The 24,358-nt window shown below is 64.0% G+C and carries 29 protein-coding genes; 9 read left to right on the top strand and 20 right to left on the bottom strand.

Annotated elements, in window-relative coordinates; genetic code table 11:
* Positions 1-3 precede the first annotated feature (3 nt).
* Positions 4-477, top strand: coding sequence for a MarR family winged helix-turn-helix transcriptional regulator (locus tag GW587_RS25900; protein ID WP_166107798.1), 474 nt, complete (start codon positions 4-6; stop codon positions 475-477).
* Here the strand turns inward: GW587_RS25900 and GW587_RS25895 are convergent.
* The 8 genes from GW587_RS25895 to ugpQ form a co-directional block, all read right to left on the bottom strand.
* Positions 474-710, bottom strand: coding sequence for a hypothetical protein (locus tag GW587_RS25895; protein ID WP_166107797.1), 237 nt, complete (start codon positions 708-710; stop codon positions 474-476). The genes GW587_RS25900 and GW587_RS25895 overlap by 4 nt on opposite strands.
* Before the next feature lie 56 nt (positions 711-766).
* Positions 767-1,492 (bottom strand): metallophosphoesterase family protein, encoded by a 726-nt coding sequence (locus GW587_RS25890; RefSeq protein ID WP_166107796.1) that lies wholly within the window; start codon positions 1,490-1,492, stop codon positions 767-769.
* Positions 1,493-1,589: 97 nt separating this feature from the next.
* Positions 1,590-3,380 (bottom strand): acyl-CoA dehydrogenase, encoded by a 1,791-nt coding sequence (locus tag GW587_RS25885; protein ID WP_166107795.1) that lies wholly within the window; start codon positions 3,378-3,380, stop codon positions 1,590-1,592.
* Between the two features lie 75 nt (positions 3,381-3,455).
* Positions 3,456-4,388 (bottom strand): electron transfer flavoprotein subunit alpha/FixB family protein, encoded by a 933-nt coding sequence (locus tag GW587_RS25880; RefSeq protein ID WP_166107794.1) that lies wholly within the window; start codon positions 4,386-4,388, stop codon positions 3,456-3,458.
* A 12-nt stretch (positions 4,389-4,400) separates the two neighbouring features.
* Complete coding sequence (locus GW587_RS25875) at positions 4,401-5,150, bottom strand: electron transfer flavoprotein subunit beta/FixA family protein (protein ID WP_166107793.1); 750 nt, start codon at positions 5,148-5,150, stop codon at positions 4,401-4,403.
* 179 nt (positions 5,151-5,329) lie between these two features.
* The gene (locus GW587_RS25870; RefSeq protein ID WP_036623531.1) at positions 5,330-5,557 is read right to left on the bottom strand and encodes a sulfurtransferase TusA family protein; all 228 of its coding nucleotides are present in this window, start codon (positions 5,555-5,557) and stop codon (positions 5,330-5,332) included.
* A gap of 231 nt (positions 5,558-5,788) precedes the next feature.
* Positions 5,789-8,401 (bottom strand): alanine--tRNA ligase, encoded by a 2,613-nt coding sequence (gene alaS / locus GW587_RS25865; protein ID WP_166107792.1) that lies wholly within the window; start codon positions 8,399-8,401, stop codon positions 5,789-5,791.
* Positions 8,402-8,469: 68 nt separating this feature from the next.
* Positions 8,470-9,222 carry a glycerophosphodiester phosphodiesterase gene (ugpQ, locus tag GW587_RS25860; protein WP_166107791.1) on the bottom strand — a complete coding sequence of 251 codons (753 nt, stop codon included), beginning with the start codon at positions 9,220-9,222 and terminating at the stop codon, positions 8,470-8,472.
* 23 nt (positions 9,223-9,245) lie between these two features.
* On the opposite strand from ugpQ, the gene GW587_RS25855 reads away from it, so the two are divergent.
* From GW587_RS25855 to GW587_RS25845, 3 genes are read left to right on the top strand one after another with little or no spacing between them, the layout of a single operon-like run.
* Positions 9,246-9,992 (top strand): M48 family metalloprotease, encoded by a 747-nt coding sequence (locus GW587_RS25855; protein WP_166107790.1) that lies wholly within the window; start codon positions 9,246-9,248, stop codon positions 9,990-9,992.
* Positions 9,993-10,041: 49 nt separating this feature from the next.
* The gene (locus GW587_RS25850) at positions 10,042-11,271 is read left to right on the top strand and encodes a CaiB/BaiF CoA transferase family protein (RefSeq protein ID WP_166107789.1); all 1,230 of its coding nucleotides are present in this window, start codon (positions 10,042-10,044) and stop codon (positions 11,269-11,271) included.
* On the top strand, positions 11,271-11,711 hold the full coding sequence (locus GW587_RS25845; RefSeq protein WP_166107788.1) for a GNAT family N-acetyltransferase: 441 nt from the start codon (positions 11,271-11,273) through the stop codon (positions 11,709-11,711). Before GW587_RS25850 ends, GW587_RS25845 begins: the two co-directional genes overlap by 1 nt.
* Positions 11,712-11,714: 3 nt before the next feature.
* Here GW587_RS25845 and GW587_RS25840 read toward each other — a convergent pair whose 3' ends face one another.
* The 3 genes from GW587_RS25840 to GW587_RS25830 all read right to left on the bottom strand — a co-directional run bounded on the left by GW587_RS25840 (position 11,715) and on the right by GW587_RS25830 (position 13,132).
* A complete protein-coding gene (locus GW587_RS25840) occupies positions 11,715-11,882 on the bottom strand; it encodes a hypothetical protein (RefSeq protein WP_166107772.1) in 168 nt (55 codons plus the stop codon).
* On the bottom strand, positions 11,879-12,130 hold the full coding sequence (locus tag GW587_RS25835) for a hypothetical protein (protein WP_166107787.1): 252 nt from the start codon (positions 12,128-12,130) through the stop codon (positions 11,879-11,881). Before GW587_RS25835 ends, GW587_RS25840 begins: the two co-directional genes overlap by 4 nt.
* 114 nt (positions 12,131-12,244) lie before the next feature.
* Complete coding sequence (locus GW587_RS25830) at positions 12,245-13,132, bottom strand: LysR family transcriptional regulator (protein ID WP_166107786.1); 888 nt, start codon at positions 13,130-13,132, stop codon at positions 12,245-12,247.
* 114 nt (positions 13,133-13,246) lie between these two features.
* Between GW587_RS25830 and GW587_RS25825 the strand changes: the two genes are divergently transcribed.
* Positions 13,247-14,308 (top strand): NAD(P)-dependent alcohol dehydrogenase, encoded by a 1,062-nt coding sequence (locus tag GW587_RS25825; RefSeq protein ID WP_166107785.1) that lies wholly within the window; start codon positions 13,247-13,249, stop codon positions 14,306-14,308.
* A gap of 3 nt (positions 14,309-14,311) precedes the next feature.
* On the opposite strand, the gene GW587_RS25820 is transcribed toward GW587_RS25825, so the two are convergent.
* The 4 genes from GW587_RS25820 to GW587_RS25805 form a co-directional block, all read right to left on the bottom strand.
* Complete coding sequence (locus GW587_RS25820; protein WP_166107784.1) at positions 14,312-14,578, bottom strand: type II toxin-antitoxin system HicB family antitoxin; 267 nt, start codon at positions 14,576-14,578, stop codon at positions 14,312-14,314.
* 9 nt (positions 14,579-14,587) lie between these two features.
* A complete protein-coding gene (locus tag GW587_RS25815; protein WP_166107783.1) occupies positions 14,588-14,764 on the bottom strand; it encodes a type II toxin-antitoxin system HicA family toxin in 177 nt (58 codons plus the stop codon).
* An 89-nt stretch (positions 14,765-14,853) separates the two neighbouring features.
* Positions 14,854-15,192 carry a hypothetical protein gene (locus GW587_RS25810; protein ID WP_166107782.1) on the bottom strand — a complete coding sequence of 113 codons (339 nt, stop codon included), beginning with the start codon at positions 15,190-15,192 and terminating at the stop codon, positions 14,854-14,856.
* Between the two features lie 122 nt (positions 15,193-15,314).
* Complete coding sequence (locus GW587_RS25805; RefSeq protein WP_166107781.1) at positions 15,315-16,538, bottom strand: MFS transporter; 1,224 nt, start codon at positions 16,536-16,538, stop codon at positions 15,315-15,317.
* Positions 16,539-16,637: 99 nt separating this feature from the next.
* On the opposite strand from GW587_RS25805, the gene GW587_RS25800 reads away from it, so the two are divergent.
* Positions 16,638-17,531, top strand: a complete 894-nt coding sequence (locus GW587_RS25800; protein WP_166107780.1) for a LysR substrate-binding domain-containing protein — start codon at positions 16,638-16,640, stop codon at positions 17,529-17,531.
* Here GW587_RS25800 and GW587_RS25795 read toward each other — a convergent pair.
* From GW587_RS25795 to GW587_RS25780, 4 genes are read right to left on the bottom strand one after another with little or no spacing between them, the layout of a single operon-like run.
* The gene (locus GW587_RS25795; RefSeq protein ID WP_166107779.1) at positions 17,528-18,400 is read right to left on the bottom strand and encodes a hypothetical protein; all 873 of its coding nucleotides are present in this window, start codon (positions 18,398-18,400) and stop codon (positions 17,528-17,530) included. The genes GW587_RS25800 and GW587_RS25795 overlap by 4 nt on opposite strands.
* A 14-nt stretch (positions 18,401-18,414) precedes the next feature.
* Entirely contained in the window at positions 18,415-19,197 is a 783-nt protein-coding gene (locus GW587_RS25790; RefSeq protein ID WP_166107778.1) for a hypothetical protein, read from the bottom strand.
* Between the two features lie 3 nt (positions 19,198-19,200).
* Positions 19,201-19,701 (bottom strand): hypothetical protein, encoded by a 501-nt coding sequence (locus tag GW587_RS25785; protein WP_166107777.1) that lies wholly within the window; start codon positions 19,699-19,701, stop codon positions 19,201-19,203.
* A 26-nt stretch (positions 19,702-19,727) separates the two neighbouring features.
* On the bottom strand, positions 19,728-20,021 hold the full coding sequence (locus GW587_RS25780; protein WP_166107776.1) for a DnaJ domain-containing protein: 294 nt from the start codon (positions 20,019-20,021) through the stop codon (positions 19,728-19,730).
* A 153-nt stretch (positions 20,022-20,174) separates the two neighbouring features.
* On the opposite strand from GW587_RS25780, the gene GW587_RS25775 reads away from it, so the two are divergent.
* From GW587_RS25775 to GW587_RS31085, 3 genes are all read left to right on the top strand, one after another.
* A complete protein-coding gene (locus tag GW587_RS25775; protein ID WP_166107775.1) occupies positions 20,175-21,941 on the top strand; it encodes a glutamine--tRNA ligase/YqeY domain fusion protein in 1,767 nt (588 codons plus the stop codon).
* Between the two features lie 155 nt (positions 21,942-22,096).
* The gene (locus GW587_RS25770; RefSeq protein WP_166107774.1) at positions 22,097-23,938 is read left to right on the top strand and encodes a CHASE domain-containing protein; all 1,842 of its coding nucleotides are present in this window, start codon (positions 22,097-22,099) and stop codon (positions 23,936-23,938) included.
* A gap of 75 nt (positions 23,939-24,013) precedes the next feature.
* Positions 24,014-24,211 carry a hypothetical protein gene (locus GW587_RS31085; RefSeq protein WP_207393651.1) on the top strand — a complete coding sequence of 66 codons (198 nt, stop codon included), beginning with the start codon at positions 24,014-24,016 and terminating at the stop codon, positions 24,209-24,211.
* Between the two features lie 28 nt (positions 24,212-24,239).
* On the opposite strand, the gene GW587_RS25760 is transcribed toward GW587_RS31085, so the two are convergent.
* The coding region (locus tag GW587_RS25760) for a transposase (protein WP_166107773.1) at positions 24,240-24,358 on the bottom strand (119 nt) is incomplete at its 5' end.

Below are 24,358 nucleotides of genomic sequence, written 5' to 3'. Positions count from 1 at the left end.
ATAATGTCACCCATTATTCCCAAATCAGATGACAAAGTCAACCAAAAACGCGACGCGCATCTCGATGGCGTGCTGGACCTCATCCACACCATCATGCACCAGTTCCGCTCGCAGCAATTCCAGGCGCTGCGCGACGATTCCTACGACCTGACGCCGATGGAAAGCCGGGTACTGGGATTTTTCGAGCGTCACCCGGGCGGCACGCAGAGCGACCTGGCGCGCCACAGCGGGCGCGACAAAGCCCAGGTCACACGCCTGATCGCCGGCCTGCGGGAGCGCGGCCTGCTGCAGGGCGAAGCCGACGCGGCCGACCGCCGCAACACCCGCCTGTCGCTGACCGAAGCGGGCCAGGCGGCGCAGCAACACATCAAGCGTCACGCCGAACAATTGAATGTGCAAGCGCTGCAAGGCCTGAGCGCCGAGCAGCGGCAAACGCTGCAAGACCTGCTGCTGCAGGTCAAAAACAATCTGGATTAATGCAGCCGCAGCTCGGCCAAAGAGCTCACGCAATCCTCGGCCGAGCGCAGCGCGCGCGCCGACGGACGGGCGCCGGCGGCCACGGCCCAGGCCAGCACCCACTGCCCGGCGCGGATTTCGTCGGCCGGCGTCTCCGCCTGCAGCAATCGTTGGGCGGCGAGATTCATGCGTTTGACGGCGTAGCTTTTGCGGTGTGAATGTCCGGAAACCGGCGATAAAACAATGGCTTTCATGCTGACTCCCTGGTTGTATATTACTTATACGAACCGGTCGTCGAAACAGATTCAACTCACATATAACCCGTCAACAAGGCGCGCGCCCAGTCCGGACGGCCGTTGCGCTCGGCCAATGCGGCCATCGCGCGGAAGTCGTAAGGCACGGCGATCAGCGTACTGATCCACTCACCACCGACCTGCTCGACGATCGCGTACCGCGCATCGGGCGAGCCGTTCTGAACCAGATGAAACACCGGATGCTCATCGTCATACGCCTGCAAGCCGACGCTGCCGGGATTGACGATCAAGGTACCGTTGGACGCCCGAACCGAGCGCGGCAAATGCGTATGCCCGCAAGCGACCAGTTCCGCGCGAACATCGCCCAGCCGCCGGTCGATCTCGTCCCCGGTGGCGAGACGCATCCCGCCCGGCTCCACGCTCTCAAGGAAATACGTGACATCGCTCTGCGGCGTGCCATGGCACAGCAGCACATCCTCGCCGAGCCACAGCGACGGCTTGAGCGACGCCATCCACGCCAGCTCCGCCGCGCCGAGCTGCGAGCGCGCATACTGGTCGGAAGCGCCGGGGCTGCCGGCCAACACCTGCCGCTCATGATTGCCGGCCAGCTGCACCCAATCCTGCGCCATCAGAAACTGCGCCGTCTCGCGCACCATCAGCGGCCCGGACACGCTATCGCCGAGATTGACGACGCGATCCACACCGCGCCGCGCCACATCGCGCAGCACCGCCTCCAGCGCCGGCAAATTCCCATGAATATCCGAAACAATCGCAATCCGCATATGACCTCCTACTCCGGGGTCAGAGCCAAAAACTGGACACGGGCTCGACCGTTATCAGCAGAGCTCGTGTCCAGTTTTTAGCTCTGACCCCGGATTTTTAGAACTGGTCTTCGCTCAGCGCCAGCACGCCGGCGCTGCCGTCGATGATGGCGATGCGCAGGCCCGACGATTGCGACAGGATGTGGTCGGCGAAGAAGCGCGCGGTGGCGATCTTGGCCTTGTAGAAGCCGGCGTCGCCGTCGTTGGCGTCCAGCTTCTGTTGCGCGATCACCGCCGCGCGCGCCATCTGCCAGCCGCCCAGCACGATGCCGGCCAGCTTCAGGTACAGCACGCTGCCGGCGAACACGCCCTTGATGTCGCTCTTCATGTTGCCGGCGACGTAGTCCACCACCGCTTCCAGATCCTTGCTGCCGGCCGACAGCTGCGCCAGGATCGCCTTGAAGTCGGCGCTGTCCGACGCCGCCAGCGCGGCTTCGGTCTCGCGCACCTGGGCGATGATGCCCTTCGCCACCGCGCCGCCGTCGCGCACCGTCTTGCGGCCCACCAGGTCGTTGGCCTGGATCGCGGTCGTGCCTTCGTAGATGGTCAGGATCTTGGCATCGCGGTAGTGCTGCGCCGCGCCGGTCTCTTCGATGAACCCCATGCCGCCGTGCACCTGCACGCCGTCGCGCGCGACGTCTTGCGACATCTCGGTCGACCAGCCTTTGATGATCGGCACCAGGTATTCGTACACCGCCAGGTTGGCCTTGCGCACGTCGGCGTCGGCGTGGCTGTGCGCCACGTCGCTGATGCCGGCGCCGACGTAGGCCAGCGCGCGCGCCGCTTCGGTCTGCGAGCGCATCGACATCAACATGCGGCGCACGTCCGGGTGATGGATGATCGATACCGGTCCGGCCGAGCCGGCCAGGTCGCGCGACTGCACGCGGTCCTTGGCGAACGCGACCGCCTTTTGATACGCGCGCTCGGCCAGGCCGATGCCTTGCAGGCCGACGCCGAAACGCGCGGCGTTCATCATGATGAACATGTATTCCAGGCCGCGATTCTCTTCGCCCACCAGCGTGCCGATGGCGCCGCCGTGATCGCCGAATTGCAGCACGGCGGTCGGGCTGGCCTTGATGCCCAGCTTGTGTTCGATCGAGACGCAGTGCGCGTCGTTGCGCGCGCCGACCGAGCCGTCGGCGTTGACCAGGAACTTCGGCACGATGAACAGCGAGATGCCCTTCACGCCCGGCGGCGCGTCCGGCGTGCGCGCCAGCACCAGGTGCACGATGTTCTCGGAGAAGTCGTGCTCGCCGTAGGTGATGAAGATCTTGGTGCCGAACACTTTATACGTGCCGTCGCCCTGCGGCACGGCGCGGGTGCGCACGGCAGCCAGGTCGGAGCCGGCTTGCGGCTCGGTCAAATTCATGGTGCCGGTCCATTTGCCCGACACCAGGTTTTCCAGGTAAACGGCTTTCTGCTCGTCGCTGCCGGCGGTCAGCAGCGCTTCGATCGCGCCGTCCGACAACAGCGGGCACAGCGCGAACGAGATGCTGCCGGAGTTCAGCATTTCGATGCACGGCGTGGCCAGCAGTTTCGGCAAGCCTTGGCCGCCGAATTCCACCGGGTGCTGCACGCCCTGCCAGCCGGCTTCGCCGAACGCCTTGAACGCTTCCTTGAATCCCTTGGAGGTGGTGACCTGGCCGTCGTGCCACCAGCTCGGTTCCTTGTCGCTCGGGTTGTTCAGCGGCGCGACCACGTTGCTGACGAATTTCGCGTTCTCTTCCAGGATGGCTTCGGCCGTGTCCGGGGTCGCGTCTTCGTTGCCAGGCAGCGCGTTGACGCCGGCCAGGTCGGCCAGTTCGTTCATCACGAACAGCATGTCTTTCAGGGGTGCTTGATATGGCATCTTGTGTCTCCAATAAAAAAGCCACGCAATCCGGCGTGTCCGGATCGGCGTGGCTTGGTTGTTCTCTGCGTGGGCTTAGCCCAGTTCGGCAACCAGTTGCGGCACGATGTCGAACAGATCGCCCACGATGCCGTAGTCGGCAACGGAGAAGATCGGCGCTTCAGGATCCTTGTTGATCGCGACGATGGTTTTCGAATCCTTCATGCCGGCCAGGTGCTGGATCGCGCCGGAGATGCCGACCGCGATGTACAGCGTTGGCGCGACGATCTTGCCGGTCTGGCCCACTTGCCAGTCGTTCGGCACGTAGCCGGCGTCGACCGCTGCGCGCGAGGCGCCCATGGCGGCGTTCAGCTTGTCGGCCAGCGGTTCCAGGATCTTGAACGCTTCGCCCGAGCCCATGCCGCGGCCACCGGAAACGATGATCTTGGCGGCGGTCAGTTCCGGACGGTCCGACTTGGCCACTTCGCGGCTGACGAAGGCGGATTTGCCCGAGTCGGCGACGGCGGCGACGGTCTCGGTCGCGGCCGAACCACCGGTCGCGGCGGCGGCGTCGAAGCCGGTCGAGCGCACGGTGATGACCTTGATCTTGTCCGACGATTGCACGTAGGCGATCGCGTTGCCGGCGTAGATAGGACGCTCGAAGGTGTCCGGCGAATCGACCTTGGTGATTTCCGAGATCTGCGCCACGTCCAGCTTGGCGGCGACGCGCGGCAGGATGTTCTTGCCGTAGGCGGTGGCAGGGGCCAGGATGTGGCTGTACGCGTTTGCCAGCGCCAGCACTTGCTCGGCGACGTTTTCGGCCAGGCCGTCCGCGAAGTGCGGCGCGTCGGCGACGATGACTTTCGAGACGCCGGCGATAGCGGCGGCGGCGGTAGCGGCGGCGCCGGCGTTCGAGCCAGCAACCAGCACGTGCACATCGCCACCGCACTGGACGGCGGCGGTCACGGTATGGAGGGTGCTGCCTTTCAGGCTAGCGTTGTCATGTTCTGCGATAACTAATGCGACCATTTCCGTTTTCCTTTAGATAACTTTAGCTTCGGTGCGCAGCTTGGCGACCAGGGTGGCGACGTCCGGAACCTTGATGCCGGCGCTGCGTTTCGCAGGCTCGGCCACTTTCAGGGTTTTCAGGCGCGGGGTCACGTCGACGCCCAGGTCTTCCGGCTTGGTCACGTCCAGCGGCTTTTTCTTCGCTTTCATGATGTTCGGCAGCGTCACGTAGCGCGGCTCGTTCAGGCGCAAGTCGGTGGTGATGATCGCAGGCAGCGTCAGCGCCAGGGTTTCCAGGCCGCCGTCCACTTCGCGGGTCACGGTGACCTTGCCGTCTTCCAGCACCACTTTCGACGCGAACGTCGCTTGCGGCCAACCCAGCAGCGCGGCCAGCATCTGGCCGGTCTGGTTGGAGTCGTCGTCGATCGCCTGCTTGCCCAGGATGATCAGCTGTGGCTGTTCCTTGTCGGCCAGCGCCTTCAGCAGCTTGGCCACCGCCAGCGGTTCCAGTTCGACCGCGGTTTCCACCAGGATGCCGCGATCGGCGCCGATCGCCATGCCGGTGCGCAGGGTTTCCTGGCACTGGGTCACGCCGCACGAGACGGCGACCACTTCGGTTACCTTGCCGGCTTCCTTGAGGCGCATCGCTTCTTCCAGCGCGATCTCATCGAACGGGTTCATCGACATTTTGACGTTGGCGATATCGACACCTGTGCCGTCGGACTTGACGCGTACCTTGACGTTATAGTCGACCACGCGTTTGACGGGTACCAAGACTTTCATAGCTGTGCCTTTGGAAAAAATAATAAAGGAATTCGGGACGAATAATGTGGGCTAGATTATATGAGAAATCCCGTCCGCACAATAAAATAAAGCACGATCGTGCGATTTTTAACTAGTAGAAATCGTCTAAAAATAAAATCATTCAGACGAGGTTTCTTGGGGGATGGAAGTCCGCAGGCTTATTTGCGCTGCATCAAAAAGACGAACTCGCGACCGGTCTGGACATGCGACAACAGCGCATTGCCGGTCTGTTTGGCGAATGCCTGGAAGTCGCGCACGGAACCCGGATCGGTCGCCATGATGCGCAGCACTTCGCCGCTTTGCAATTCGGATAAGGCCTTTTTAGCCTTCAGAATCGGCAGCGGGCAGTTTAAACCGCGCGCGTCGAGTTCTTTGTGGAATTCCATGATTTCGTTTTCAAGTATCGTGTCGCTCATCAAGAACCCGCTCTTTTTGTTGGGGAGTGTCGTCATACTACTCCAATTCCACGGGGATGACGCGCTGCACCAAAATAGTTCGTTGTACGTTGCAAGTTCGCAACGGGAGCTGGAAAGTATACAACACCTGATTCAGAACGACAACGGCCCGTGTGAGACACACGGGCCGCATGAATACTACCTCACAGCAAGTTTTACCGTTTAAGCGCGCTGTCCCACCCATGCCGCGACACCTGCCAGGGCGGCCGGCAGGCCGCTCGGATCGGTACCGCCGGCCTGCGCCATATCAGGGCGTCCGCCGCCTTTTCCGCCCACTTGTTGTGCGACGAAGTTGACCAGCTCGCCCGCCTTGACCTTGGACGTGGCGTCCGCCGTCACGCCGGCGATCAGGCTGACCTTGCCGTCGGCGACGCTGGCCAGCACGATGGCGGCGGTTTTCAGCTTGTCCTTCAGCTTGTCCATGGTCTCGCGCAGACGGGCCAAGTCGGCGCCATCCAGCGTGGCCGCCAGCACCATGATGCCGTTGACGTCGACCGCCTGCGTGACCAGCTCGTCGCCCTGGCCCGACGCCAGTTTCGATTTCAGCGCGGCCAGTTCCTTCTCCAGCGCCTTGACGTGGTCCTGCACCTGGCCGATACGCGCGGTCAGTTCTTCCGGATTCGATTTCAGCGCGGCCGCGGCTTCCAGCAGACGGCGGTTCATCGACTGCACCAGCGCCAACGCGCCTTCGCCGGTCACCGCTTCAATGCGGCGGATGCCGGCGGCGACGCCGCCTTCCGAGATGATCTTGAACAGGCCGATGTCGCCGGTGCGCTGCACGTGGACGCCGCCGCACAGCTCTTTCGAGCTGCCGATGTCGAGCACGCGCACTTCGTCGCCGTACTTCTCGCCGAACAACGCCATCGCACCATGCTTGACCGCATCGTCGAACGACATGTGCTGCGCCTTGGTGGCGTGGTTTTCCAGGATCTCCTTGTTGACCTTGGCTTCCACTTCGGCGATCTGCTCGGCCGTCACCGGGGCGTTGTGGCTGAAGTCGAAACGGGTCTTGTCCGGATCGACCAGCGAACCTTTTTGCGCCACGTGCGAACCCAGCACTTCACGCAAGGCCTTGTGCATCAGGTGGGTGGCCGAGTGGTTGCGGATGGTGCGCGCGCGCTTGGCCTGGTCGACGTCGGCGCTGACCGCGTCGCCCACCTTCAGCGAACCCGATTCCAGCACGCCGTGGTGACCGAACACGTCGGCCTGGATCTTCAGCGTATCGTCGACCTTGAACGCGCCGGCGGCGGTGGCGATCACGCCCTGGTCGCCCACCTGCCCGCCCGATTCGGCGTAGAACGGCGTGGTGTCCAGCACCACGATACCGTTCTGGCCGGCCGTCAGTTCCTGCACCGAGGTGCCGGCCGCGTACAGCGCGACCACCTTGGCGTTGGCGTGGCTCAGGTTGTCGTAGCCGACGAACTTGTTCTTCTCGCCGGCGTACTCGACCTTGCTGTCCTTGGTCGACTTGCCGCCCTTGCGCGACAGCTCCTGGCTTTCCTTCAGCGCCACGTCGTAGCCTTCCTGGTCGAACGAGATGTTGCGTTCGCGGCAGATGTCGGCGGTCAGGTCCGGCGGGAAGCCGTAGGTCTCGTACAGCGTGAAGGCGGTGGCGCCGTCGATGCCGCTGCTGTCCTTGGCCAGTTGCGCCTCCAGCACTTTCATGCCGGTTTCCAGCGTTTCGCCGAAGCGGTCTTCCTCGGCCTTCAGCATGTCGGCCACGCGGGCCTTGGCTTCCTCCAGCTCGGGATAGGCGGCGCCCATCTCGATCGACAGGTCGGCCACCAGCTTGTAGAAGAACGGCTTGGTCTGGCCCAGCTTGTGGCCGTGACGCAGCGCGCGGCGGATGATGCGGCGCAGCACGTAGGCGCGGCCTTCGCTGCCCGGAATCACACCATCGACGATCATGAACGCGGCGGCGCGGATGTGGTCGGCGATCACGCGCAGCGATTTGTTTTCCAGGTCGGTGGCGCCGGTTTCGCGCGCGGCGGCCTTGATCAGGTTCTGGAACAGGTCGATCTCGTAGTTCGAGTGCACGTGTTGCAGCACGGCGGCCAGGCGCTCCATGCCCATGCCGGTATCGACGCACGGCTTCGGCAGCTTGTGCATCACGCCCGCTTCGTCGCGGTTGAACTGCATGAACACCAGGTTCCAGATTTCAATGAAGCGGTCACCGTCTTCGTCCGGCGAGCCCGGCGGGCCGCCTGGAATGTCGGCGCCGTGGTCGTAGAAGATCTCGGTGCACGGGCCGCACGGGCCGGTGTCGGCCATCTGCCAGAAGTTGTCCGACGCGTAGCGCGAACCCTTGTTGTCGCCGATGCGGATGATGCGCTCTTTCGGCACGCCGATTTCATTGGCCCAGATGTCGTACGCCTCGTCGTCCTCGATGTAGACGGTGACGGTCAGCTTGTCGACCGGCAGGCCGTAGACCTTGGTCAGCAGTTCCCAGGCGTAGTTGATGGCGTCGCGCTTGAAATAGTCGCCGAAGCTGAAGTTGCCCAGCATTTCAAAGAACGTGTGGTGACGCGCGGTGTAGCCGACGTTTTCCAGATCGTTGTGCTTGCCGCCGGCGCGCACGCAGCGCTGCACCGAGGTCGCACGGGTGTACGGGCGGCTGTCGGTGCCGGTGAACACGTCCTTGAACTGCACCATGCCGCTGTTGGTCAGCAGCAGGGTCGGGTCGTTGCCAGGTACCAGGGAGCTGGAACGGACAATCGAATGACCCTTGGATTCAAAAAACTTGAGGAATTTGTCGCGGATTTCAGATGATTTCATGTCGTAAGCAGTAGTAGCTGGCAAATGCAAAGGGGTTGATTATATATGACCGTGCCGCGCAGAGGGTCTCAGGCGAAGCCCGGGCCGATCAAATCGATACGGTCGGTGCAAAAGCCGTCGACGCCCCAGGACAGGATCTCGCGGCCGCGCGCCGGGTCGTTGATGGTGTAGCAAAACAGGCCGTAGCCGGCCGCCTTGATCTGCGCCGCCAGTTCCGGCGTCAGGTGTTTCTGGTTGGTGTGGATGGCCACCGCGCCCAGTTCCCGCGCCTGTTGCTGCCAATCCGCCGGAATCTTATCCAGCAGATAAGCACGCGGCAGCTCCGGCGCCGCGTCGCGGGCGGCGGCCAGCGCCGCGAAGCTGAACGAGGACAGCAGCGGGATCGCGGCCGGGTCGCCGGCGGCGATCTCGGCCTGGAAGCTGTCGCGCGTCACCTTGGCGACCCAATCGCCGGTGGCGGCCTCGAAGCCGTCGGCCGGCTTGATTTCCACGTTCATCCAGATCCGCTGTTGTTTGCAATAATCGATAAACTGGGTGAAGAACGGCACCGGCTCGCCGGCGAACTGCGGGCCGAACCAGCTGCCGGCGTCCATGCCGGCCAGCGCGATGGCGTCGGTCTCCGGCACGCTGCCCTGCCCCGCTACCGTGCGGCCGAAGTCCGGGTCGTGCATCACCATGCCGATACCGTCGCGCGACAGCATCACGTCGAATTCCACGGCGCGGAAGCCGTAGGCCAGGCCGGCGCGCAGGCCGGCGATGGTGTTTTCCGGCGCCAGCGTGCCGCCGCCGCGATGTGCGACAATTTTTGGGTAGGGCCACATGGGCTGTGCCTTGAAAGTTAGTTATGGCAATGATATCAACACTATCACGAATGGCGCTGGCCGTGGCGATGCTGTCGCCGGCCGCCATCGTCCACGCCGAGCCGCCGACGCAGGAACTGGTCGTGGCCCGCGCCGCTATCTTGTACGCCGAGCGCATCGCCCGGCTGCGCATCGACCGCGACGACCGCTTCACCGCGCGCGTGCGCCGCATCGCCGCCGGCCTGATCGCCCGGGCCGGGCGCGACTATCCCGACACCGCCCGCTGGCAATGGGAAATCCACACCACCGACGACCCGGACCAGAACGCCGACTGCATGGCCGGCGGCAAAATCCTGGTCAGCCAGTCCTACGTCGAGCGGCTGGGGCTGATCGACGCCGAACTGGCAATGCTGCTGGCGCACGAAATCGAACACGCCGCGCTGCAACACAACCTGAAGGAATACCAGCAGGCGCTGCGGCTGGACCCCGGCTGGGCGCAACGCCCCTTCATCGAACTGGAGGACGCGGTCGACAACGACCGCCGCCTGATGTCCAGGCTGGCGCCAAGCAACTACGAGCAGGAACAGGAAGCCGACCGCGAAGGCATGCTGCTGGCGTGGCGCGCCGGCTGGCCGGCGGCGCAACTGGCCGGCTACTTCAGGAAAATGGCGCGCGAAAGCGGCTGGCCCAACCACGCCAAGCCCGACTACCCTTCCCCGTCCAGCCGTCTGCGCGCGGCGCGGGCGCAGGCCGCCACCTTGCAAAAAAATCCAGTGCAAGCGGCCGACTGAGCCACTACACTAGCGGCCTGATTGGCATACTCAAAAGGTTAAACACATCATGACAGCTCCAAAAGCGCTAGGCCATATCCGCGTGCTCGACCTCAGCCGCGTGCTGGCCGGACCGTGGTGCTCGCAGAACCTGGCCGACCTCGGCGCCGACGTCATCAAGATCGAGCGTCCCGGCAGCGGCGACGACACCCGCGCCTGGGGCCCGCCCTACGCCCGCGACGCCGACGGCCGCGACACCACCGAAGCCGCCTACTATCTGGCCGCCAACCGCAGCAAGCGCTCGGTGACGATCGACATCGCCAGCGCCGAAGGCCAGGCCTTGTTGCGCGAGCTGGTGCTGCATTGCGACGTGGTGCTGGAAAACTACAAGGTCGGCCAGCTGAAACGCTACGGCCTCGACTACGACTCGCTGAAGGCGCTCAAGCCGGAGCTGGTCTACTGCTCGGTGACCGGCTTCGGCCAGGACGGCCCGTACGCGCACCGCGCCGGCTACGATTTCCTGATCCAGGGCATGGGCGGCCTGATGTCGGTGACCGGCGAACGCGACGACCTGCCCGGCGGCGGGCCGCAAAAAGCCGGCGTCGCGCTGACCGACCTGATGACCGGCATGTACGCCACCATCGCCATCCTGGCCGCGCTGACGCACCGCGACCGCAGCGGCGAAGGCCAGTACATCGACATGGCGCTGCTGGACGTGCAGGTGGCGATGCTGGCCAACATGGGCAGCAACTATCTGAACAGCGGCAAGTCACCCAAGCGCTGGGGTAACGCGCATCCGAACATCGTGCCGTACCAGACCTTCCAGTGCGCGGACGGCTACATCATCGTCGCCACCGGCAATGATGGGCAGTACCAGAAGTTCGTCGAAGCCGGCGGACGCGGCGACCTGGCGTTCGACGAGCGTTACGCCACCAATCCGCTGCGCGTGAAGAACCGCGACGAACTGGTGCCGCTGCTGGCCGAAATGGTGTTGCAGCAGCCGCGCGATTTCTGGATCGAGCGACTGGAAGCGGTCGGCGTGCCGTGCGGTCCGATCAACAATCTGGACGACGTCTACAAGAATCCGCAAGTGCTGGCGCGCGAGCTGGTGATGGAGGTGCCGCATCCGACGGCGGGCAAGGTCAAGCTGGTGCGCAGCCCGATGCAGATGTCCGCCACGCCGACCGACAACGCCGTCGCGCCGCCGCTGCTGGGCCAGCACACCAGCGAAATCCTGCGCGAGCTGCTGGGCCGCAGCGACGCCGAGATCGCCGCCTTGCACGACAAGGGAGTGTTGTGATGGTCACGCTGGAGCCGATCACCGCCGCCAACTTCGAAGTGTTCATGGACATGGCGCTGCCCGAGCACCAGCGCGGCTTCCTGGCCAGCAACGCGTTTTCGATCGCGCAGGCGAAGTTCTACGTCGACTACATCCCGCTCGGCATCTACAGCGACGGCGAGCCGGCCGGCTTCCTGCTGTACGACCGGCAGTCGAACGACAATCCTGGCGAATACGGTATATATCGTTTCATGGTGGACTACGCGCGGCAAGGCCAAGGCATCGGCCGGCAGGCGATGGCGCTGCTGCTGGAGGACCTGAAGGCCAAGCCGGACGTGCGGCTGATCACGATCTGCTACAAGCCGGACAACACCGCCGCCCGCCGCTTCTACCGAAGCTTCGGCTTCGAAGAAACCGGCCTGGACGACATCGGCGAAATGATCGCCGTGATCCGCCCTTGACCGTTAGCGCTTCGACCGCTCGCGCTCGCGGTCGGCGCGCCGCATTTCCGCCTTGACTGCACGAATGGATCCCCTCACCGCGCCAGTAAGAGGCGCAAAATAGCGACGCAAACTATCTTTAAACATTCGCATCGCGTAGCTGCCATGCTTATTATTCGAATCGAGGTTCATTTTGCAAGTCCTCTCAAGAACTCCCATGCTGAGAAAAGCAGGGAGATAGAAAATAATAGCACGTCTAAAACCAGCATGAAATGCGCACTAAACGAGACAAGGTGGATGGTAAACTCCGACACACCAAGCGAACTCACCTGCTGCGACAGCAAATCCAGCGCCACCCCGGCCGAGGCAAACACCAGAAACACAATTACGCTGTAGAACAAGCGCACAATCTCATTCAACGTGACATTTTTGTGATCCATGAGAACCGCCTCGACTTAAGTGCGAATACCTTATCGACAGCACGGAAGTCAATCCGTTTCAATCAATTGTCGCCATACTGATGCCCATCAAAGTAGCGCCATCAAGACCTGCCGCTAAGCTGCGCGCGCCAGATCGATGAAGGCGCGCAGGGCGGAGGTCATTTGGCGTTGGCGCGGGTAGTACATCATCATGCCGGCCATCGGCGGGCACCAGTCTTCCAGCACGCACACCAGCTTGCCTTCGGCCACCAGTGCCCTCACCTTGTGCTCGGGCAGGAAGCCCAGCGCCACGCCATCCAGCGCCGCGCGCAATATCAGTTCCGAATCGCCGACCGACAACCGGCCCGGCACGTCCAGCTGCAATTGCACGCCATCCTTCGCCAGCTCCCACTTGTAGAACGCGCCGCTGCGGAAACGATAGCGGATGCAGTCATGCCGCATCAAATCGTCCGGATGCTTCGGCTCGCCCCGCCGCGCGATATACGCCGGCGAGCCGATCACGACGAAGCGCTGCTCCGGTCCCACCGGCACCGCGACCATGTCCTCCGGCACCGACTCCTCATAACGGATGCCGACGTCGAAACCCATGCCGACGATATCGACCAGGCCATCGTCGCTGACGATGTCGAGCTGGATGTCGGGATACATCCGCAGGAAGCGCTCGACCAACGGCGCCACCACCACCAGCGCCGCATCCCGAAACGTATTGATGCGCAACGTCCCGGACGGCGAGGCACGGAACAGGTTCATCTCCTCCAGCGCGCTGCTGACGCTGCCCAGCGCCGGCTGCAAGCGTTCCAGCAAATGCCGTCCCGCCTCGGTCAGCGACACGCTGCGCGTGGTGCGATTGAACAAGCCGACACCCAGCCGGTCCTCCAGGGTGCGCACCGCGTAACTGGCGGCCGACGCCGACAACGACAACTCGGCCGCCGCCTTGCGGAAACTGCCCAGCCGCGCCACCGCCGCGAACACCGCCAGATGGGAAAGATTATCGAGCTGCATTGTGCAATTTTCCTGTTCAAAGCATGCAAGGATGGGCGCTTGCCTGCTGGCGCCATGCCAAATTATAGTGCAAGGAAGGACGACAATCGCTCGTCATCACCCAGGAGTTCCCCCATGTTCCATGCCCACGGCTACGCCGCTCACGATTCGCATTCCCCGCTGGTCCCCTTCACCTTCGAACGCCGCGCGCCGGGCGTCAACGATGTGGTGATCGACATTCTCTACACCGGCGTCTGCCACTCCGACCTGCACCAGGCACAGGATGACTGGGGCGGCTCGCTGTATCCGATGGTGCCCGGTCACGAGATCATCGGCCGCGTGACACAGGTCGGCAGCGGCGTGCACAAATTTAAAGTCGGCGACCTGGCCGGCGTCGGCTGCATGGTAGACTCGTGCCGTCACTGCTCCGCGTGCAAAGAAGACCTGGAGGTGTATTGCGAGGAAGGCCCGACCGTCACCTACAACGGCAGGGAGCGCGTCAGCGGTCAGCCGACCTTCGGCGGCTACTCCGACATCATCGTGGTCGACGAACATTTCGTGGTGAAGGTCTCGCCCGAACTGGACCTGAAGGCGGTGGCGCCGCTGCTGTGCGCCGGCATCACCACCTACTCGCCGCTGCGCCACTGGAAGGTCGGTCCCGGACAGAAGGTCGGCGTCATCGGCCTCGGCGGCCTCGGCCACATGGGCGTCAAGTTCGCCAAGGCGCTGGGCGCCACGGTGGTGATGATCACCACTTCGCCGGACAAGGGCAAGGACGCGCAGCGCCTCGGCGCCGACGAAGTGCTGCTCTCCACCGATCCGGCGGCGATGAAGGCGCACGGCAACAGCTTCGACTTCCTGCTCAACACCATCCCGGTATCGCACGACATCAATCCCTACCTGGCGCTGTTGCGGCGCGACCGCACCATGGCGATGGTTGGCGTGCTGACCGAGCTCGATCCGCCGCCGGCCGGCATCAACCTGATCATGGGCCGCAAGTCGGTGGCCGGCTCCGCCATCGGCGGCATGAAGGAGACCCAGGAAATGATGGACTTCTGCGCCGAGCACGGCATCGTCAGCGAGGTCGAAATGATCGCCATCCAGGACATCAACCAGGCCTACGAACGGCTGGTGAAAAACGACGTCAAATACCGTTTCGTGATCGACATGGCGTCGTTGAAAAACGAAGTAAGCTAAGACTCACGACGCCTCATTCAACAACAATATGCGTGCCGCCACATCGGCGGGCAGCCTGACCATCCGCTCGCCCTCTTCGATAGGAGAAGGCAGCGGCACTGGTCGCTTGCTTTCAATATAAAAATCCATTGACGAGATCAGCGCATCTTCAGCCATCATCATAGCCTCCACGTCATCATCACCTTGGGTAATCGCCTCGGGTATATCGCGAAACGTCACCACATACCCACCAGCCTCGATATCCGCTTCAAATTTTGCTGGATATTGCATATCTCCTCCCTATTTCAGGCCGAGCCGCTTCTTCACACCTTCGATCAGTCCCTGCTTCAGCTCCTTGGACGGATGCCGAGGGAGCAAGCTTTGCCGGTCATGCAGGAATACCTTCAAATGCTTCGCCCCATTTTGAAAAGTCGCACCACGTTGCGCAAGCCATCTCACAAATTCGCTCTGCTTCACGGAGCCTCCCTCCCGGCTCGCGCCAGGATAAATTCATACTAGCCGATTTTGTGGGCAGGGGGCGGTGGCGATCCGCCGCCCGCCCCGCCTCAGGTCGGGCGCCGTTGCGTGTCGCGCTTCAGTTCCTGGATCTGGCCGTGCATCTGCGTGACGGCGGTCTTCATTTGCGGCGACAGATGCGGGACGTTGATGCACACCTGCCGCGCCTTCTCGGCCAGGCGTTCCATCTCGGCCACCATCTTGTTAATGCGCGGCGCGTCCTGCGACAGCAGCACCGCGCGCGCCGTGTCGGCGTGCCGGTCCAGGCGCTGGATGCTGTCGCGCAGTTCGCGCGGGATGTTGTGCTCGCCTGAGCAGGCTTGCGCCGCCAAGCCGATCGCTTGTTCAAGCAGATGGCCTCGATGTTGGATGTCGTTTATCTGCAGCATGATGCGCTCTCCTCTGTCGGTCGCGGCACCAGCGTGCCGGTGCCGGTTCGACCTTGAAGAAGCTCATCGGTTGCAAGCGACCGCCGCCTTGCTGACGCAGATCAGACCGCGGCGATTTAGATTCAGCGCTCGGCGGCCGCCAGCGGCGCCAGGCCGCGCAGCTTCAGCGCCACCAGCAAGGCCAGCAGCAGCGCCACGCCCAGCACCATCACCACACCGGGCCAGCCGTCGCGGCCCCACATGACGCCGGTGGCCGAGCCCACCACGCTCGATCCCAGATAGTAAAAGAACAGGTACAGCGCCGACGCCAGCGATTTGGCGGTGGTCGCGCGCCGCCCGACCCAGCTGCTGGCCACCGAGTGCGTGGCGAAGAAGCCATAGGTGAACATCGCCACCCCGGCCAGGATCAGCGGCAGCCAGTTCGACAGGGTCAGCAGCAAGCCCCCCAGCATGATGGTCATCACCACCCACAGCACATGGCGCCGGCCGAAGCGGTCCGCCAGCCGCCCCGCCCACACCGAGCTGTAGATTCCCAGCAGATACAGGAAGGACACCGCGCCGACCAGACTCTGGCTCAAGCCGAACGGCGCGCCCAGCAAGCGGTAGGCGATGTAGTTATACAGGCTGACGAACGACCCCATCAGCAGGAACGCCAGCGCGAACAGCCACGGCATCCCGGGATCGGTCAGATGCACTTTGAAGCCGGCCGGCAAGGCGCGCCAGCCGCCGCCGTGCGGCACGAAATGGCGCGACACCGGCAGGCTGCGCCAGAACTCCCACGCCGCCAGCACCCCAGCCACGCCGACCGTCCCCATCGCCAGCCGCCACGAGAAATGGTCGCTCAGCACCGAAGTGATCACTCGCCCCGCCATGCCGCCGAAGGCGCTGCCGCTGATGTACAAGCCCATCGACAAGCCCAGCGACGTCGGTTCGATCTCCTCGCCCAGATAGGCCATGGCGATCGCCGGCATGCCGCCCAGCGCGATGCCGAGCAAGGCGCGCATCGCCAGCAACTGCGGATAGCTGTGGGCGAAGGCGCACAAGATGGTCAGCAGCGCCGAGATCGCCATCGCCGCCACCATCAACGGCTTGCGCCCCAGCCGCTCCGACAGCGCGCTCGACGCCACCAGCGACACCGCCAGCGCGCCGGTCGACACCGACAACACCATGCTGCTCTGCGCCGCGCTCAGCGCGAATTCGTGCGACAGCAGCGGCATCAGCGGCTGCACCGAGTACAGCAGCGCGAAGGCGGAAAAACCGCCGAAGAACAGCGCCCGGTTGCTGCGCGTGAATTCCGGGCTACCGGCGGCGATGCGGGGTGCGGGCATGGTGGAGCTTAAGGACATGATGGTAATCCGAAGGACGATGGATTCATCATAGGATTGCGCTTACCCACTGTCCAATATATATTTAAGCCGTTAGTAATACTTAAAAAAGATAACCACATGGAATTGCGCCACCTGCGCTACTTCGTCGCGGTCGCCGAAGAGCTGAGTTTCACCCGCGCCGCCGAACGGTTGCACATCGGCCAGCCACCGCTGAGCCACCAGATCCAGATGCTGGAAGCCGAAGTGGGCGCTCAGCTGCTGGAGCGCAGCAAACGCTGGGTGCGGCTGACGGAGGCCGGCAAACTATTCCTCGACGACGCCCGCCGCATCCTCGGGCTGGCCGAACAGGCGGCGCAGACCGCGCGCCGGGCCGAGCGCGGCGAAGCCGGCGAATTGCGCGTCGGCTTCACCTTCTCCACCCCGCTGACGCCGCTGTTCGTGGCCGCGATCAACCGCTACCGCCAGCGCTATCCGGGCGTCACGCTGACGTTGAGGGAGATGTCGACGCTGGGCCAGATCGACGCCATCGCCAACCGCGAACTGGATCTGGGCCTGGTGCGGCCGCTGGAATCGGCGCTGCCGGACGGCATCACGTTGACCGTACTACGGCGCGATCCGCTGGAGATGGTGTTGCCGCACGACCATCCGCTGGCCGGACGGGAGTCGGTGTCGGTGCGCGACCTGGAAGGCCAGCCGCTAGTGATGTATCCGGAAAGCGCGGGCACCGGCATCTACCCGCAGATCTTCCGGCTGTGCCGCGAGGCCGGCTTCAAGCCGATCATCGCGATGGAGGCGGCCGAGTCGTCGACCATCATCGGCCTGGTCGCAGCCGGCTGCGGCGTATCCGTGCTGCCCAGTTCGTTCAACATCATCCAGATGAGCGGCGTCTGCTACCGCCCGCTGGCCGACGCCGACGCCACCACCACGCTGTCGCTGGCGCAGCGCCGCGACGAGGTGTCGCCGCTGGTGGCCGCCTTCGTCGCGGTGGCGACCGAGGCCGCCGCAGCTTAGGAGTAGTCCGCGTCCAGCTCCGAGCCGGCGTAGTTTTCCAGTTCGGCGAACAAGGTTTTCATCGCCGTGCGGCCCTTGATGTTCTGGATCACCGTGCAATGGGTGCGGTAGCTGTCGATGCGCTCCAGCAGCACCGGATGATGCTGCACCGGCACCTTGGCGATCAGCGCCGCCCAGCCTTCTTCGAAATCGGGCTTGTTCTTGCGCACCGACTTGACGAAGCGCTCGAAGTCCTTCTGCCCGGTGCGCGCGACGATGCGTCCGCCGCCTTCGATGGCGAAGATCACGGCCAGCGCGATCACGCCCTCGGCGTTCAGGTCGGCGTCGCTGACCGGACCCTCGGTGTTGTGGCGGCGCAGCCAGCCGGCCAGCCGCACCACCGCCTGCACTTCCTTGCGCTGCTTGAACTGCACCGCGTAGCGCGCGCTGCCGTCCCAGTTCTGGTTCGGATCGGTCTGGCAGATGTCGACGAACTTGTCGCGCAGCCGCCGCGCCGCGTACACCGGATCGGTATCGTACTCGCCGACCAGCGCGTCCTCCGGCATCGCCGACAACTCCTTGATCATGCGGAAGCCGATCTGGAACACGTGCTCGGCGCCCTCGTCGATCAGCAGGTCCAGCGCCGCCAGGTCGTCCTGGTTCGGCAGCGCGTGGTCCAGGCCCAGCGACACCCCGCCGACCGTCAGCTGCAGGGCCTTCTGGATGCCTTCGGCGGTGCGGTCGTTGGTGAATTTTTCGGCCACCATCGCGGTGATGCCGGTCAGTTCATCGGCCAGCGTGTAGGCGGCGTCATCGTCGGGATGGGCCGCCAGTTGCTGGATCGCGCGCGTCAGGCGCGGCAGGTTTTCTACGACTAATGCTGGCAGCATGGATCAGACTTCCATCAAGAGAACAGGCCGCCGCCGCCGACGCTGCGGCGCGAGGTCGAACGGGCGCTGCGGGTCGATGGCACTTGCTTGCGCAGGCGGTACAGCAATTCCTTGGTGGAACGCTGCAGGAAGGCCGGCTCCTCGTCCGGGTCGTCGCTGAACTCGGCGTCGGCCAGATCGGCGCTGTGGCGGAATTCCGGGAACAGCTCGAACAGCGCGCGGTCCCAGCCGTCTTCCGACGCCTGCGCCAGCGCGATCGCCAGCGGAACCACGTCGTTGTCGGACGAGGTCTGGCCGGTCAGGTACGGGCCTTTGGAGATGATCTCCCCGGCCACTTCCAGGATTTCCCTCGGCGCCATCGAGAACAGGATGGCGAACGCGGTCGAGCCGTGGTCGGTCGCCGAGGCGGCCGCCAGCAGCTCGTGGCGGCGTTCCTCGTCGTCGGTCGAGAACACCACGCCGTGGATGTGCGCGAACAGCGATTCGGCGATGCGCTCCGGATCGTCCTCGATCAGGTCGTCCGGCCAGGTCGCGGCGAAGAAGGCCAGGCTGTCGGCCCAGGCCTTGGCCGGCACCAGCAGCGTCGCCAGCGACATCTTGCCGCCGTCGAAGCCGGCCAGGTGCAGCGCCGTCACTTGCGGCGGAATGTTGTTCAGCACTTCGACCACCGCCAGGTCGCCGTACTGGTCGGCGGCCTCGGCGAAGGCTTGCTCGGCGTGGCCCAGCGAACCGGCCAGCACCAGCTCGGTCACCTGCTTGCTCAGCGCCGGCAGATTGCTCTTGCTATCGTCGGACATGGTTTAATCCTCCTTGTCGAACATTTGGGCGAAGTCGTCGGTCGCGTTGTCTTCGTCCTCGATATCGTCGCCGTCGTCGTTGGCCGACAGTTGCTCCAGCGATTGATCGTCATCGTCCCACTTGCGCGGATTTTTATACAGGAAAGCGGTGATGATGGCCTGGCGCGCCAGGTCCGGCAGGTTTTCCTCCAGCGCGGCATACATCTGCGCCGCCGCCTCGCCCTTGCACGACGCCATCGCGAACACGCGGCCGGCGTCGCCGAACTCGTAGTCCTCGGCCTCGGCCAGCAGACCCTTCGGATCGCTGAACTCGATGTGGTCGACCAGCGCGAACGCCAGCATGTTGACGTCCTCGATGCCGCCGCCGCTGGCGTATTCGGACACCAGCGCGTCGATCATGCGCTGGTAGTTCTTGCGATCCGGCGGATCGCCCAGGATGCCCTCGATCTGGCCTTCGAGCTCGCGCGATTGATAGGCGAATTCAGGGTGTACTTTTCTCGACATGTCTTGCTTTCTGTTGGATGGCCGGCTCAGGCCGGTGGCAGCACGGTGCCATGCAGGTTGAACACCGAACGCCACAATTGGTACGCTTCCGCTTCCGTATCGATGATGATGCGGTGGTTGACGCTCTGGTTGTATTCCTCGCGCTTGACCGGGTCGGACAGGATCTCGTAGGCCTTGGTGATGCTCTTGAAGCGCGCCTCCGCGCCCGGCGCGGGGTTGCGGTCCGGGTGGAAACGCATCGCCAGCGAACGGTACACCTTCTTGATCTCGTCGTCGGAAGCGTTAGGCGCGACACCCAGTGTGTTGTAATAATTTTCCATTTTGGAAACTCCGGGCCGTATTGCCGAAACAATTAAAGACGAATTATACCTGTGCGGATGGCCCGGACTCCGCGATGCAGCATTTCCCTCTGACAGCAGGAGGGATACGGTAAAATGACCGTTACACGAACTTTTGCAAAGCCAACTTTTCAGATGAGCAACGACAAAACCAGCCCAGCGCCCGTCCTGTCCTCCAATTTCCTGCGCGCCATCGTCGAATCCGACCTGGCGGCCGGCACCCACGTCCACGAAGGCATGCCGAGCGTCATCACCCGCTTCCCGCCGGAGCCGAACGGCTACCTGCACGTCGGCCACGCCAAATCGATCTGCCTGAACTTCGGCCTGGCGCGCGACTATCAGGGCCGCTGCAACCTGCGCTTCGACGACACCAACCCGGCCAAGGAAGAACAGGAATACGTCGACACCATCATCGACAGCGTCAAATGGCTGGGCTTCAACTACGACTACCCGCAGGCCGACGGCGGCGTCGCGCACCACCTGCACTACGCCTCGGATTACTTCGACCAGCTGTACACCATGGCCGAGTACCTGATCGAGCAAGGCTACGCCTACGTCGACAGCCAGTCGGCCGACGATATGGCGGCCAATCGCGGCAATTTCAATACGCCGGGCAAGAATTCGCCGTTCCGCGACCGTCCGGCCGCCGAATCGCTGCAGCTGTTCCGCGACATGAAAGCCGGCAAATACGCCGACGGCGAGCACATCCTGCGCGCCAAGATCAGCGACGACGCCATGGCCTCGCCGAACATGAACATGCGCGACCCGGCCATCTACCGGATCCGCCACGCCCACCACGTGCGCACCGGCGACGCCTGGTGCATCTACCCGATGTACGACTACACGCACCCGATCTCGGACGCGCTGGAAAACATCACCCACTCGCTGTGCACGCTGGAATTCCAGGACCACCGCCCGTTCTACGACTGGCTGCTGGAAACCCTGTCGGCCGGCGGCTTCTTCACGCTGCCGGTGCCGCGCCAGTACGAATTCTCGCGCCTGAACCTGACCTACGTGGTCACCAGCAAGCGCAAACTGCGCCAGCTGGTCGACCAGAACATCGTCGACGGCTGGGACGATCCGCGCATGCCGACCATCGTCGGCCTGCGCCGCCGCGGCTACACGCCGGAAGCGATCCGCCTGTTCTGCGAGCGCATCGGCGTCACCAAGGCCGACGGCTGGATCGACATGAGCACGCTCGAAGGCTGCCTGCGCGAAGACCTGGACCCGAAGGCGCCGCGCGCCACCGCCGTGCTGCGTCCGCTGAAGCTGATCATCGACAACTACCCCGAAGGCCTGAGCGAGGAATGCACCTCGCCGGTCCACCCGCACCACCCGGAAATGGGCGTGCGCACCTTCCCGATCACGCGCGAGCTGTGGATCGAGGAAGAGGATTTCATGGAAGTGCCGAGCAAGGGCTACTTCCGTTACTTCCCGCCGATCGACGACAAGCCGGGCAGCCGCGTGCGCCTGCGCCACGGCTACGTGACCGAATGCACCGGCTTCGACAAGGATGAAAACGGCAAAGTGGTGGCGGTGCACGTCAACTACTTCCCGGATTCCAAGTCGGGCACGCCGGGCTCGGACACCTACAAGGTCAAGGGCAACATCCACTGGGTCTCCGCCGCCACCGCGCTGCAGGCCGAAGTGCGCCTGTACGACCGCCTGTTCACCGACGCCCAGCCGGACGCCGGCGGCAAGGACTTCATCGCGCTGCTGAATCCGAACGCCAAGGAAGTCGTCACCGCCTATCTGGAACCGGGCATGTCGGCGGCCGAGGCCGACCAGCGCTACCAGTTCGAGCGCCACGGCTACTTCGTCGCCGACCGCGTCGACTCCGCGCCGGGCAAGCCGGTGTTCAACCGCATCGTCACGCTGAAGGACAGCTGGGTCGCGAAGTAAGCGCCGATCACCCGACCAAACCGGCGCTTGCGCCGGTTTGTTATTGACCGGGAATCATTAGAGGTAGCGTTATCACAAAATTGCTTGACTTGGACCGGCTATCTTTCTTATAGTCAAACGACCAATATCACAGGAGTTGCGTCAAGCAATCTGCGATGCCGCCGTTTCTCGTTCCCAAGCAATTGTTTTCCCCGTCCAAGCCGGTGTGGTGGGCGGGTGTGATGTTGTCGCTGGGCATAGGCGCGCTGTTTTACGTGGCCGCCTTCAAGACCATCGAACACGACGCCGGCGAACGTTTCCTGCAACAGGCGCGCAACGCCCAGTACAACATCAATTCCCGCCTCAACGCCTACACCGACGTGCTGCGCAGCACCGCCAGCTTCTTCCGCGCCGCCGAACACGTGGACCGCGCCGCCTTCCACCGCTATGTCGAAGGACTCGACATCCCGCACCAGTTCCCGGCGCTGGACAACGTCAACTACGCGCAATATGTGGCCCATGCCGAGCGCGACGCCTTCGAGCGCAACGCCCGCCGCAGCGGCGACGGCCAGGCGCTCGGCTATGCCGATTTCAGCATCAGTCCGCCCGGCCGGCGCGACGCCTACTGGGTGTTGACGATGATCGAGCCGCTGCCCGAGTTCCGCGAAAAAATCGGGCGCGACATCGCCTTCCGCCAGCCGGTGGCGCGCGCGCTGGAACTCGGCCGCGACACCGGCGAACTGAGCGCGTCCGGCATGCCGATCGACCGCGCGCAGCAGCCGGCCGGCTCGGGGCTGGCGCTGCGCCTGCCGATCTACCGCCCCGACCTGCCGGTGGCCACGCTGGAGCAGCGCCGCGCCGCCTACGTCGGCTCGGTCGGCATCGGCTTCAACGTGCCGCGCCTGACGCAGGCCGCGCTGGAGCAGATGCAGGTGCGCGACGTGCGGCTGGTGCTGGTCGACAGCGGCGACACCATCGCCAACGCCGGCGCCGCCAGCGTGCAGCCGCGGCTACAACTGTTCGACAGCAATCCGGATAGCGTCGCGCCGCGCCCGTCCGACACCTTCACCATCGTGCTGCCGATCGACTTCAACAACCGCCGCTGGGAAGCGCATTTCAGCGCGGCCAAGGAGTTGTGGTACAGCCGCTTCGACAACTATCTCCCGTGGCTGGCGCTGTTGTGCGGCTTTGTCGGTTCGATGCTGTTCTACCTGCTGTTCCACACCTTGTCGTCGTCGCGGCTGCGGGCGATCAAGATGGCCAAGGCGATGACCAAGGAGTTGCGCGACAGCCAGTCCAAGCTGCAACAGTCGCACCTCAAGCTGCGCCGGCTGGCGGCGCACGCCGACCAGATCAAGGAACAGGAGCGCAAGCGCATCGCGCGCGAAATCCACGACGACCTGGGCCAGAACCTGCTGGTGCTGCGCATCGAGGCCGACATGCTGGCCAGCCGCACCCGCCTGAGCCATCCGCGCCTGCACGCGCGCGCCAAGAGCACGCTGGGCCAGATCGACAGCACCATCAAGAGCGTGCGCCACATCATCAACGACCTGCGCCCGAACGTGCTGGACCTGGGCCTGAGCGCGGCGGTGGAATGGCAGATCGCGCAATTCCGCCAGCGTTCCGGCATGGTGTGCGAACTGATCGAGCACCAGCAGGACATCCACATCGACGACCATTGCGCCACCGCCTTCTTCCGCGTGCTGCAGGAATCGCTCAGCAATATCGTGCAGCACGCGCACGCCAGCCTGGTGCGGGTCGAACTGCGCCAGGCCTGCGGCATGCTCAGCATGACCATCACCGACAACGGCGTCGGCACCCGCGACAGCAGCCGCAACAAAGTGGGGTCCTTCGGCCTGATCGGCATCGAGGAACGGGTCAGCCTGCTCGGCGGCCAATGCTCCATCATCGGCAGTCCCAACGGCGGCACCACGGTCAGGATCTCGGTGCCGATCGACGAGGTGGCGCCGGTCGGCCAGCGCCACGGCGCGATGGCGGCGCCGGAACCGGCCCACTAGGCTGCGGATATTTTCTGGCGGCATGCTCAAAAAAGTGGCATACTTGGAACAATCTACAGATGATGGGAGTTCATCATGGCCGTCAACACCGTCGCTCCGAGCAATGCTGCAATACAAGCAACACCCACCCGCCAGCCTGATCCGATAAAAGTGGATAAGCCGGCCGAGCGGATCACGCCACCGGCGCCGCCTCCGCCGCCGCAAGCGGCAACCGCGCCGTCGGTCAACACCAGCGGCCAGCGCATCGGTACCACCATCAGCACGTCGGCCTGAACCGGGTTCGGAGGGCTAAAAAAAAGGTTCATCGCGGATTACCGGGAAACGCGGCTTTGATCTTCATGAAGAAGAAATCAGAGTCGCGATAGCCGTAGGCCATGCGTTTCATGACCTTGATCCGGTTGTTGATGCCTTCGAGTTGGC

This window comes from Duganella aceris, assembly GCF_011090165.1.
Classification (GTDB): Bacteria; Pseudomonadota; Gammaproteobacteria; order Burkholderiales; family Burkholderiaceae_D; genus Rugamonas; species Rugamonas aceris.
Note: the sequence above shows the minus strand (reverse complement) of the source record. Positions and strands in the feature narration are given on the sequence as shown.